Here is an 11,164-nt window from a genome sequence, read left to right on the forward strand (position 1 = left end):
AATTGTACGCGGAAAAAAACTTGTCACTGATCACAGGCTTGTGATAAGATGAACAAAGTCGTGCGTGCGGCGGCTGTGCCGCACGTCAGTAGAACACCCCCAGGGAATCGCTGATCAAATGAGGTACGGAACGGATCAGCGATTCTCAAGACAAAGGAGGCGCATCTATGGAAACCTTGGCCGCAATCATTTTTGTCGTGATGTATATGGTGATCGTGTCGGAGAAGATCCACCGTACGGTTGCCGCGATGATCGGCGCAGTGCTCATGATGCTGCTCGGCATCCTCTCACAGGAGGTCGCGCTGCACCATGTGGACTTTGAGACGCTCGGGCTGCTCGTCGGGATGATGGTGCTCGTCGGCGTGACGAAGGAGACGGGGCTCTTTGACTACGTCGCCATCAAGGCGGCGAAATCTGCACAGGCGGAACCGCGCCGCATCCTCGTCTACCTCTGCGTGATCACGGCGGTATTCTCCGCCTTCCTCGACAATGTGACGACGGTGCTGCTCATGGTGCCGGTGACGTTCAGCATCACAAAGATTCTGAAACTCGATCCGATGCCGTATCTGCTGACGCAGATCATCGCCTCGAACATCGGCGGAACGGCGACCCTCATCGGCGACCCGCCGAACATTATGATCGGCAGTGCGGTCAAGGAACTGACCTTCGTCATGTTCATCGAACATCTCGCACCGATCGCCATTGTCTGTATGGTGGTTGTGCTCTTTATCATGGCGACGATCTACCGCAAGCAGCTCGTGACGACGCCGGAGCTGCAGGCAGAGCTGATGCAGATGGACGAGAAGGCGGCGATCACGGATCACGCCCTGCTGAAGCGTGCACTGTTCGTGCTGGGACTGACGATCCTCGGATTTTTCACACACTCCTTTACGCATATTGGGTCCTCGCTCATCGCTCTCTCGGGCGGCTTCCTGCTGCTCCTCCTCGCGGGCGGCAGCGAGCACCTCGTGGAAAAGGCGATGCACGCGGTCGAGTGGCCGACGATCTTCTTCTTCATCGGACTCTTTATCGCGGTCGGCGGTCTGATCGAGGTCGGCATCATCGCCCAGCTCGCGGAGACGGCGGTCAATGCGACGGGCGGCGACCTGACGGCGACATCGCTCCTCATCCTCTGGATGAGTGCGATCATCTCATCCGTTCTGGACAACATCCCGTTCGTCGCGACGATGATTCCGCTCATTCAGAACATGGGCGCGATGGGCATCGCGAACCTTGAGCCGCTCTGGTGGTCACTCGCGCTCGGCGCGTGCCTCGGCGGCAACGGAACGCTCGTCGGCGCCTCGGCGAACCTCATCGTGGCGGGGATGGCGGCGGAGCGCGGCGTGCACATCAGCTTCGTCCGCTACTTCAAGATCGGCTTCCCGCTCATGCTGCTCACGATCGTCCTCTCGACGGTCTACGTCTACGTGCGCTATCTGCTCTGAAATATAGGAAGCACTGATAAATTCGGCACTACCATCTTAACGCATCTTTTTCGCCCGCTTTTCGTTAGCAAATCCTCCACATAGTCTTTGCTATGCGTCCGGTTTGCTGCCTCAATCGGACAAAAAATCTACGTCAATATGGCAGACCTCATTTTATCAGCGATTCCTATAAAAGAAAATTATTCTTTGCAGGAAAATAGAGCGTTTGCGCGAATCAAATAAATACAGGAAAATTGTGGGAGACACCGACACAGTTTCGGTGTCTCTCTTTTTGACCGAGAAATATTTGCTTTCTGTGCTCTGCATGGAGAGCAGGGAGTATCATCAGGCAGGAGGGAGCTATGTTTATTCTTGCATCAGCATCACCGCGCCGCCGCGCGCTCCTGCGCCAGATCGGGGCGCAGTTCGTCTCGATTACGCCCGCTGTCGCGGAGCGCAAGGACGGGGAGCACCCGCGCGACGATGTGATCTACAATGCGCTGATGAAGGCGCGCAAGGTGGCGGCGGAGTACCCCGACCACGCCGTCCTCGGGGCGGATACGGCGATTGTCCTCGGCGGCAAGTCGTTCGGCAAGCCGCGCGACGCCGAGGAGGCGCGCCACATCCTCTCCCTGCTGGAGGGGCGTCAGCACACGGTACTGACGGGGATCGCGTGGGTCGTGGATGGACGCGTGGTCACGGACGCGACGGAGACGACGGTGCGTTTTGCGCCGATGTCGCCGGCGGAGATCGCCGCATACGTGGCGACGGGCGAACCGATGGGCAAGGCGGGAGCGTATGCGATTCAGGGGCGCGCGGCCGTCTACATCGAGGAGATCCACGGCTCGTTCTCGAATGTCGTCGGGCTGCCTCTCTACGCCGTGGCGGCACTCGCGCGCACGGCGGGCGTCGTCATGGAGGCAGCGGACGATGCCTCTCTCTGACCTCCCGCACGGGGAGCTGCCGCGCGAGCGGCTTCTGGCGCATGGGGCGGCGGTGCTCAGCGACGCGGAGCTGCTGGCCGTTCTCCTGCGGACGGGGCGGACGGGAGAGCATGTCCTCGATCTCGCACGCGGCATCGTCGCGCAGTTTCGGGAGGAGGGGCTCGCGGCGATCCTGCGCATGCCAGCCGCCGAGTTTGCACGCATCCCGGGCATCGGCGGGGCAAAGGCGGCGACGGTACTCGCCGCCTTAGAGCTCGGCCGACGCGCCTACGCGGGGACGCACGGGATGCCGCACCTGAACGAGGCGGCGGATGTGATGACGCTCCTTTCGGCGCGCTGCCATGCGGAGCGACGCGAGCACTTCTTCGTCCTGCCGCTCTCGGCAAAGAACGAGCTGCTGATGCTCGCCGATGTGTCGACGGGGACGCTCACGAATGCGCTGGTGCACCCGCGCGAGGTATTCGAGCCCGCGATCCGCTGCGGCGCGGCGCATGTGATCGTCGCACACAACCACCCGAGCGGCGACCCCACGCCGAGCGCGGAGGATCACCGCCTCACACGCAGTCTGTACGAGGCGGGGAAACTGCTCGGCATCCCTGTGACGGATCATGTCGTCGTCGCGCGGGACGGTTTCTTCAGCTTTGCCGAGGAGGGGCTGCTGTAATACTTTTTTTTCACAGAAAAAGGATTTGCCGTTTTATCATCGAAATATACAGATAACGTAACTAACAATATGCAGCAAATTAGGAGGGATTATGATGAGTGACATCAAGAAAATTCTCGTCCCTGTGGATGGTTCGGTCAACGGCTGCAAGGCTGTGGACGAGGCGCTCTCGATCGCGGAAAAATGCGGTGCGGAGCTGGATTTTGTCTACGTCGCGAGCAACATCAACAAGGATATCCCGAGCCATATCGTCTTTGACCGTATCTGGGAGAAGCTGCCCGAGAGCCTGACGGCGCGCAAGCACGTCAAGAGCGGGCACGTCGCCAAGTGCATTCTGGAGCTGGCCGATGAGGAGAAGGCGGATATCATCATCATGGGCAGCCGTGGTCTCGGCCTCCTCAAGGGCGTATTTATTGGCAGCGTCAGCCAGAAGGTGGTGGAGGAGTCGAAGATCCCCGTCATGGTCGTCAAATAGGAGGTGCAGCCATGACGGTACGTGAGCGTTTGGAGGAGCAGGAGGCGGCTCTGCTGTCGCCGCTGGCGGCGCGCAGCGTGGATGCATCGCGCAGTCATCCGATGGCGGAGTGCCCCTTTCGCACAAAGTTCCAACGCGACCGTGACCGCATTCTGCATTCCAAGTCCTTTCGCCGGCTAAAGCACAAGACGCAGGTCTACATCGTGGCGGGCGACCACTACCGCACGCGCATGACGCACAGCCTTGAGGTGGCGCAGATCTCGCGCACGATCGCGCGGAGTCTGCGGCTCAACGAGGATCTGACGGAGGCGATCGCCCTCGGGCACGATGTCGGACATACGCCGTTCGGACATGCGGGCGAGGCGGTGATGGAGGAGATCCTCGGGCATTTTGCCCACAACGAGCAGAGCCTGCGCATGGTGGAGATCCTAGAGCGCGGCGGGCACGGGCTGAACCTTACGGGCGCGGTGCGCGACGGCATCCTGAACCACACGGGAAAGGGGATGCCGTCGACGTTTGAGGGACGCATTGTCCGCATCGCCGACCGCATCGCCTACCTCTGCCACGACTATGACGACAGCCTGCGTGCGGGGCTCCTCACGGCGGATGATCTGCCGGCAGAGGTGCGCGACGCGTTCGGTACGGATACGTCGGCGATGATCACAAGCATGGTGTCGGATATGATCGTCACCTCGGAGGCACGCGGCGACGCGGCGCTCTCTCCGGAGGTGCAGCATGTGATGGATGCGTTCCGCAGCTTTATGTTCGAGCACATCTATCATTCCAAGACGCTCGCGCACGAGCGCGCACAGGCGGGCTATGTCCTGCGTGCGCTGATGGATCACTTCACCGTGTACTTTGACACGCTGCCGCGCGAGTTTATCGCGCGGGCGGAGCGGTGGGGGCGCGAGCAGTGCGTCGTGGACTACGTGGCAGGGCTGACGGACAGCTACGCCGTCGCGCTGTTCCGCGAGATCTACATCCCGCCCGTCGATCAGATGACCATCAAACCGATATGAGTGTTGGATGTGGTGATGCTCTTCGCGAACGCTTAGTTGCGCAAGTGATCGCGTTCTCGTTCGCCTAAATACCGGCGCACTTCTTAAACGCGCTTCGCTTGAACGAAAGAAGTACGCCAGGGGCGAGTCGCCCGCTTTACTCACTTGCTTCACTAGGGTTCGCTCAGGTGCATCACCTCGACCGTCAGCCCTACCACAATTTACAATAAAGAAGGAGAAACCACCTATGCGTGACCCGAGGATGGAGGCGTTCGTGCAGCAGGTGCGCGCAGGAACGGACATCCTCGCCGTCGTGCAGAGCTATGTATCTCTGAAGCGCAAGGGCAACCGCTACTGGGGCTGCTGCCCGTTCCACAGCGAAAAGACCGCATCGTTTTCCGTTGTGCCGTCGGAAGGCTTTTTTTACTGCTTCGGCTGCCATGCGGGCGGCGATGCGTTCAAATTTCTCTCGCTCATCGAGCACATCACCCCGTTTGAGGCGATCCTGCGGCAGGCGGAGCAGCTCGGCATCGAGCGCCCCGCACGCAAGCGCGACGCACAGGTACACATATAGAAGTGTATAACAGACAGGATGTGGGCCACCCTGCCCGAGCCACACGCCCAGCGCACCATGTTTTGTGAAAATCCTCCTCCTGCCCGACGGCAAGGATCCCGATGAGTACGTGCGCACGCACGGCGCGGATGCGTTCCGCGCCCTCGTCGAGACGGCCGTGCCCGCGCCCGCCTTCCACCTGCGCCATATCCGCGCGCAGATGGCGGACGGCATCGAGGGACAGCGTACGGCGCTGCGCGCGATGCTGCCCGTCCTCGCGGAGCTGGATCCTGTGGAGCGCGCTGCATACGTGCGCCGCACGGCGGCAGAGCTCTTTCTCGACGAGGGGGTCGTTGCCGACGCTCTGCGCCGCTGGCTGCGGCGCGGTGGTGCGGCAGAGGAACCTGCCGCACCCACTGCGGGCACGCCCGTACGACGTGCGGATCGTGCCCTGCAGCGCGCAGGGCGACAGCTCATCGCGGCCGTGCGGCAGGATCCCGATTTCCTCGCGCAGATCACGGCGGCCGTGCCGCTCGATGCGTTTCCCGATGAATTCTTCGGCACGATTTTTTGCGCCGTTGCCGCGCAGATCGCGGCGGGGGGCGTGATTGATGCGGATTTTATCGCGGCGCAGCCGGCGGAGGAGAGCGCGGAGATCACGCGTGCGCTGGTCGAGGAGCCGCCCACGTCGGAGGCACGCGCGGGTGCGCTCGCGGTATTTCGGCGGGCGCATTTGACCGCTGCCCTCGCACAGCATACACATCGTGCAGAAACGATGATGCAGGAAGGAAAAGCGGGCTACGTTGACGAATTAAACGCAGTGAAGCGCATTCAGGATGAGCTTGCCCACATCGGCACACAGGAATAAATATGCAGATTCCTTTAACAACGACCTGCGGTGAACGATATAATAAGTAATAGTAACTATTTAGAAAAAATACGAACTGAAAGGAGGGGGCAGCGTGCAGATCGCGGCATTACGAAAAGAAACGGAGCAGACGGCTACGCCTGTAGAGATCATGGATCTGCTGAAGAAAGGCAGAGCAAACGGCGGGACACTCACCTGCAGTGAGCTGATGGACGCGCTCGCGCAGGACAGCGTGACCCCCGACGCAATGGATGCGCTGTATCAGCGCTGCATGGATGAGGGCATCGAGATCATCGACGATGCCGATGTCGGTGCAGAGGATGACGCAGCGGATTTCGCCGATGATTTGGAGGATAAGGACGAGACGGACGCCGATGTCGATATCGACCTCTCCGTACCCGAGGGTGTTGCGCTCGACGACCCCGTCCGCATGTACCTCAAGGAAATCGGGCGCGTTCCCCTGCTGACCGCAGAGGAGGAGGTCGATCTCGCACGCCGCATGGAGGCGGGCGATGAGACGGCACGCCACCGTCTGGAGGAGGCGAATCTGCGCCTCGTCGTCAGTATCGCGAAGCGGTACGTTGGGCGCGGCATGATGTTCCTCGATCTCATCCAAGAGGGGAATCTCGGGCTCCTGAAGGCGGTCGAGAAGTTCGACTACAGCAAGGGCTATAAATTCAGCACCTATGCGACGTGGTGGATCCGGCAGGCGATCACGCGTGCCATCGCCGACCAGGCGCGCACGATCCGCATCCCCGTGCACATGGTCGAGACGATCAATAAGTATATCCGCGTCTCGCGTCAGCTCCTGCAGGAGCTCGGCCGCGACCCGACGCCGGAGGAGATCGCGCACCGTATGGGACTGAGTGTGGCGCGCGTGCGTGAGATCATGAAGATCTCGCAGGAACCCGTGTCCCTTGAGACGCCGATCGGCGAGGAGGAGGACACACATCTTTCCGATTTTATCGAGGACGAGGCGGCACCCGACCCCGCAGATGCGGCGTCCATGCTGCTGCTCAAAGAACAGATCTCGGAGGTGCTGACGACGCTCGCCCCGCGTGAGGCGGAGGTGCTGCGTCTGCGGTTCGGCCTTGTGGACGGACGCTCCCGCACCCTCGAGGAGGTTGGACAGAACTTTGGCGTGACGCGTGAGCGCATCCGCCAGATCGAGGCAAAGGCTCTGCGGAAACTCAGACATCCCGTGCGCCTGCGCAAACTACAGGGAAATTTTGACGCGTAAGGTGGGAGAGCCTACCCAACATCGACAGGAGGACAGCCCTATGCCAGAGGGGACGGAGCAAAAGAAAGCGCCGAGCACCGACATCATTGAGCGACTGCTTGCCAAGGGTAAGAAGAACGGTGGGTCGCTGCTTTTTGGTGAGCTCATCGACGCGCTGCAAAAACAGGATATGTCCCCCGATGAGATGGACGATATGTACCAACGCTTCAGCGATGAGGGCGTGGAGATTGTCGATGATGTGGCGGCGGCGGGGGATGCGGCAGACGATGATGGCCCCGACAAGGAGGAAGAGGTCGAGATCGACCTCTCCGTGCCCGAGGGTATCTCACTGGACGACCCCGTCCGTATGTATTTGAAGGAAATCGGACACGTCCCCCTCCTCACGGCCGAGGAGGAGGTCGCCCTCGCTCAGCGCATGGAGGCGGGCGACGAGGAAGCGCGGCATCGTCTGGAGGAGGCGAATCTGCGCCTCGTCGTCAGCATCGCGAAGCGCTACGTCGGACGCGGCATGCTCTTTCTCGATCTCATCCAAGAGGGGAATCTCGGGCTCCTGAAAGCGGTCGAGAAGTTCGACTACAGCAAGGGCTATAAATTCAGCACCTATGCGACGTGGTGGATCCGGCAGGCGATTACGCGTGCCATCGCCGACCAGGCGCGTACCATCCGCATCCCCGTGCACATGGTTGAGACGATCAACAAGCTCGTACGCATCTCGCGCCAGCTCCTGCAGGAGCTCGGCCGTGACCCGCGCCCCGAGGAGATCGCAAAGGAGATGGGCATCAGCGTCGCGCGCGTCCACGAGATCATGAAGATCGCACAGGAACCCGTGTCGTTGGAGACGCCGATCGGCGAGGAGGAGGACTCCCACCTCGGCGACTTCATCGAGGACGAGGCGGCACCCGCACCAGCGGAGGCGGCCTCCTTCATGCTCCTGCGGGAGCAGCTTGAGGAGGTCTTGGAGACACTGACCGACCGCGAGAAGAATGTCCTGCGCCTGCGCTTCGGCCTTGAGGACGGGCGCTCGCGCACACTGGAGGAGGTCGGGCAGAGCTTCGGCGTGACGCGCGAGCGCATCCGCCAGATCGAGGCCAAGGCACTGCGCAAACTCCGCCACCCGAGCCGCAGCAAGGTGCTGCGGGACTTCCTTGAGTAGTTGGCGAAACTGCAGCCAACATTTTTCTTGACAGCGGGGCATACAGCCTTTATAATACGCTTGTCTGACACATTCCTCGATAGCTCAGTCGGTAGAGCGTCTGACTGTTAATCAGAATGTCACTGGTTCGAGTCCAGTTCGAGGAGCCATTTGAATTTTTGGAGTGTAACGGAGAGGTTACACTCCTTTCTTATATTTGTTTGCGGGTATGTGCCCCGCGTGTGAAACGACAAGGAGGGCGGCTATGCAGCTCGATGCGCGGCTGGCGGCGATTGCGGCGCTTGTTCCGCACGGAACGACACTGGCGGACATCGGCGCAGACCATGCCTACCTCGCAGCGACGCTCGTCCTGCATGGACACGCACCGCGTGCGGTCGTCGGTGATCTCAGCGCGGGCGCATGCGAGGCGGCGCGGCGGACGGTCGGCGCACAGCGGCTCACACAGCAGATTGACGTGCGGCAGGGGGACGGGCTCTCCGTCCTCCTGCCGGGCGAGGCGGAGAGCATTGTCATCGCGGGCATGGGCGGCGCGCTCATCGCCGATATCCTTGCGGGGGCACAGGACATCCTCGGGGACGTCGGGACGCTCGTCCTCCAACCGATGAACGGCGCAGAGAAGCTGCGCCGCTGGCTCTATGCACATGACTGGACGATCGAGAAGGAGACGCTTGCCCGTGCGGGCGGACATCTCTATGAGATCATCCGCGCCGTGCACGGACACACGGCGATGCCCGATGAGGCGCTGCTCCACATCGGCACACAGCTCGTCCAGCAGCGCGACCCGCTCCTCGGCGAGCACATCGCGCGCAAGGCGGCGCGGCTCGCCCGTGCAGCAGAGGGCATGGAGGGGAGCGCGGAGGCGCGCCGGAGTGCGGAGTACCGCGAAACGGTGTCACTCTTGGCGGCACTGCGGACAATGCAGGCGCTCATCCATGCGGATCGACGAACATCCTAAGCCCCGTCGAAATGGGGGGGAGAAACCTAGCGCTCCCTAAGCCTCCCCCGTCACAACGGGGGAGGGGGACCGCTTGCGGTGGTGGGGGGCGCCTTGAAGAGAGCCGTCAACGGACACCAAAAACGATAGCGCAGCGCATCAAAAGAACGCACATCATTTTACGCACTCCCCCCATCGAAAACCCAACGCATCTAAGGAGGTCACCTATGCTCAGCTGTCAGGTCGTCATGAACGCCCTCGAACGCATCGCTCCGCATCATCTGGCGGAGGACTGGGACAACACAGGCCTGCTTGTCGGCAGCTTTTCACAGAAGGTGGAGCGCATCCTCGTCGCGCTCGACGTGGACGACACTGTCGTTGCCGAGGCCATCGAACGCAGAGCGGACATGATCGTCGCGCATCACCCCGCGATCTTTCGCGGCATGAAGCAGCTGCGCACCGACCTCCCGCTCGGACGGCGGCTCGCCGCGCTCCTTACGCACGGCATCGCCGTCGCGGCAGCGCATACGAACCTCGACATCACACGCGGCGGCGTGAACGACGTCCTCGCAGAGCGTCTGGGACTGGAAAAGCTCAGCAGCTTCATCATGGTCGCGCAGGCGGACGGCAGCGCGGAGAGCCTCGGACGCATCGGCACGCTCCCCGCCCCCGTCGCCATCGACGACTTTGCCCATAGCGTGTGCGAGCGGCTCGGCGTCTCCCACGTGCGCCTCGTACGTGCCGCCGATCGCCCCGTACGGCGCGTGGCCGTTGTCGGCGGTGCGGGCGCGGAGTTTATCGACACAGCCGTGCGGCGCGGCGCAGATGTCTACCTCACGGGGGATGTCAAGTACCACGAGGCACAGCGCGCCGCCGAGCAGGGCATGCACCTCATCGACGCGGGGCATTTCGGCACGGAGCGCCCCGTTCTCCCCGTCCTCGCCGACCTCCTGCGCGCGGAGCTCGCGGCGGAGCACGGGACGGTGGAGATCCACGTGACCGAGACACAGCGCGACGTATTCGACGTCATTATATAGGAAAGGGAATCTATGGAGCAGAAGCATATCCGCAATTTTTCCATCATCGCCCACATCGACCATGGAAAATCCACCATTGCCGACCGCCTCATCGAGTACACGGGGACACTCAGTGAGCGCGAGATGGAGGCGCAGGTGCTCGACAGCATGGATCTCGAGCGCGAGCGCGGCATCACCATCAAGGCACAGACCGTGCGCCTCGACTATCGCGGCGAGGACGGGGAACTGTACGAGCTGAACCTCATCGACACGCCGGGACACGTCGACTTCAACTACGAGGTCTCGCGCAGCCTTGCCGCGTGCGAAGGCGCACTCCTCGTTGTGGACGCGGCGCAGGGCGTGGAGGCACAGACCCTGGCGAACGTCTACCTCGCGCTCGAGCACGACCTCGAGATCGTGCCCGTCATCAACAAAATCGACCTGCCAAGTGCCGAGCCCGAGCGCGTCAAGGAGGAAATCGAGGACAGCATCGGCCTCGACACGAGTGCCGCCGTCCTCGCCTCGGCCAAGACCGGCATCGGCATCAAGGAAATCCTCGACGCTGTCGTCGCCTACATCCCGCCGCCCGAGGGCGACGCGGACGCACCGCTGCGTGCGCTCATCTTTGACTCCTACTTCGACGCGTACAAGGGCGTGATCGCTCACGTGCGCGTCAAGGAGGGCGTGATCCAAAAGGGGATGAAGCTGAAACTCATGGCGACGGGCAAGACCTTCGAGGTCACGGACGTCGGCTGCTTCCGCCCGCGCCCCGTCGATACGGGGGAACTCCGCACGGGTGAGGTCGGCTTCATCGCGGGGGCACTCAAGGACGTACGCGACGTGCGCGTCGGTGACACCGTCACGGGTGCCGAGCGCCCCGCCGCCGAGGCGCTGC

General features: G+C 62.1%; 13 protein-coding genes and 1 tRNA gene. 13 read left to right on the forward strand and 1 reads right to left on the reverse strand.

Annotated elements, in window-relative coordinates:
- Window positions 1-167 precede the first annotated feature (167 nt).
- A complete protein-coding gene (locus tag C1713_RS00670; protein WP_102492708.1) occupies window positions 168-1,445 on the forward strand; it encodes an ArsB/NhaD family transporter in 1,278 nt (425 codons plus the stop codon).
- Here the strand turns inward: C1713_RS00670 and C1713_RS12205 are convergent.
- Window positions 1,433-1,573 carry a secretion protein HlyD gene (locus C1713_RS12205; RefSeq protein ID WP_071586082.1) on the reverse strand — a complete coding sequence of 47 codons (141 nt, stop codon included), beginning with the start codon at window positions 1,571-1,573 and terminating at the stop codon, window positions 1,433-1,435. The genes C1713_RS00670 and C1713_RS12205 overlap by 13 nt on opposite strands.
- Window positions 1,574-1,786: 213 nt before the next feature.
- On the opposite strand from C1713_RS12205, the gene C1713_RS00680 reads away from it, so the two are divergent.
- From C1713_RS00680 to C1713_RS00730, 12 genes are all read left to right on the forward strand, one after another.
- Window positions 1,787-2,368: a Maf family protein gene (locus C1713_RS00680; RefSeq protein WP_009753257.1), complete on the forward strand. Its 582-nt coding sequence runs from the start codon at window positions 1,787-1,789 to the stop codon at window positions 2,366-2,368.
- A complete protein-coding gene (radC, locus tag C1713_RS00685; protein ID WP_009753256.1) occupies window positions 2,355-3,032 on the forward strand; it encodes a RadC family protein in 678 nt (225 codons plus the stop codon). The genes C1713_RS00680 and radC overlap by 14 nt, the downstream gene beginning before the upstream one ends.
- Window positions 3,033-3,123: 91 nt before the next feature.
- On the forward strand, window positions 3,124-3,507 hold the full coding sequence (locus C1713_RS00690; RefSeq protein ID WP_170950735.1) for a universal stress protein: 384 nt from the start codon (window positions 3,124-3,126) through the stop codon (window positions 3,505-3,507).
- 11 nt (window positions 3,508-3,518) lie between these two features.
- Window positions 3,519-4,526 carry a deoxyguanosinetriphosphate triphosphohydrolase gene (locus tag C1713_RS00695; protein ID WP_050342496.1) on the forward strand — a complete coding sequence of 336 codons (1,008 nt, stop codon included), beginning with the start codon at window positions 3,519-3,521 and terminating at the stop codon, window positions 4,524-4,526.
- 226 nt (window positions 4,527-4,752) lie between these two features.
- Window positions 4,753-5,079: a CHC2 zinc finger domain-containing protein gene (locus C1713_RS12210; protein WP_245870873.1), complete on the forward strand. Its 327-nt coding sequence runs from the start codon at window positions 4,753-4,755 to the stop codon at window positions 5,077-5,079.
- A gap of 64 nt (window positions 5,080-5,143) precedes the next feature.
- Complete coding sequence (locus C1713_RS00700; RefSeq protein WP_245870875.1) at window positions 5,144-5,926, forward strand: hypothetical protein; 783 nt, start codon at window positions 5,144-5,146, stop codon at window positions 5,924-5,926.
- Window positions 5,927-6,020: 94 nt separating this feature from the next.
- Window positions 6,021-7,166 (forward strand): RNA polymerase sigma factor RpoD, encoded by a 1,146-nt coding sequence (gene rpoD / locus C1713_RS00705; RefSeq protein WP_009753252.1) that lies wholly within the window; start codon window positions 6,021-6,023, stop codon window positions 7,164-7,166.
- Window positions 7,167-7,206: 40 nt separating this feature from the next.
- The gene (gene rpoD / locus C1713_RS00710) at window positions 7,207-8,319 is read left to right on the forward strand and encodes an RNA polymerase sigma factor RpoD (RefSeq protein ID WP_009753251.1); all 1,113 of its coding nucleotides are present in this window, start codon (window positions 7,207-7,209) and stop codon (window positions 8,317-8,319) included.
- Window positions 8,320-8,392: 73 nt separating this feature from the next.
- A tRNA-Asn gene (locus C1713_RS00715) sits at window positions 8,393-8,468 on the forward strand.
- Window positions 8,469-8,563: 95 nt separating this feature from the next.
- Window positions 8,564-9,274, forward strand: coding sequence for a tRNA (adenine(22)-N(1))-methyltransferase (locus C1713_RS00720; RefSeq protein WP_102492709.1), 711 nt, complete (start codon window positions 8,564-8,566; stop codon window positions 9,272-9,274).
- Window positions 9,275-9,480: 206 nt separating this feature from the next.
- Window positions 9,481-10,290 carry a Nif3-like dinuclear metal center hexameric protein gene (locus tag C1713_RS00725; RefSeq protein ID WP_102492710.1) on the forward strand — a complete coding sequence of 270 codons (810 nt, stop codon included), beginning with the start codon at window positions 9,481-9,483 and terminating at the stop codon, window positions 10,288-10,290.
- A gap of 12 nt (window positions 10,291-10,302) precedes the next feature.
- Window positions 10,303-11,164 (forward strand): GTP-binding protein (locus C1713_RS00730; protein WP_138774467.1); only part of this gene is annotated, 862 nt, incomplete at its 3' end.

The organism is Centipeda felix, from assembly GCF_900186465.1.
In the GTDB taxonomy this organism is placed as follows: domain Bacteria; phylum Bacillota; class Negativicutes; order Selenomonadales; family Selenomonadaceae; genus Centipeda; species Centipeda felix.

Bases quoted from the DNA above. Each gene is read 5' to 3' on its own strand.
- C1713_RS00670 (WP_102492708.1), top strand. From the start codon at position 168: ATGGAAACCTTGGCCGCAATCATTTTTGTCGTGATGTATATGGTGATC.
- C1713_RS00680 (WP_009753257.1), top strand. From the start codon at position 1,787: ATGTTTATTCTTGCATCAGCATCACCGCGCCGCCGCGCGCTCCTGCGC.
- radC (WP_009753256.1), top strand. From the start codon at position 2,355: ATGCCTCTCTCTGACCTCCCGCACGGGGAGCTGCCGCGCGAGCGGCTT.
- C1713_RS00690 (WP_170950735.1), top strand. From the start codon at position 3,124: ATGATGAGTGACATCAAGAAAATTCTCGTCCCTGTGGATGGTTCGGTC.
- C1713_RS00695 (WP_050342496.1), top strand. From the start codon at position 3,519: ATGACGGTACGTGAGCGTTTGGAGGAGCAGGAGGCGGCTCTGCTGTCG.
- C1713_RS12210 (WP_245870873.1), top strand. From the start codon at position 4,753: ATGCGTGACCCGAGGATGGAGGCGTTCGTGCAGCAGGTGCGCGCAGGA.
- rpoD (WP_009753251.1), top strand. From the start codon at position 7,207: ATGCCAGAGGGGACGGAGCAAAAGAAAGCGCCGAGCACCGACATCATT.
- C1713_RS00720 (WP_102492709.1), top strand. From the start codon at position 8,564: ATGCAGCTCGATGCGCGGCTGGCGGCGATTGCGGCGCTTGTTCCGCAC.
- C1713_RS00725 (WP_102492710.1), top strand. From the start codon at position 9,481: ATGCTCAGCTGTCAGGTCGTCATGAACGCCCTCGAACGCATCGCTCCG.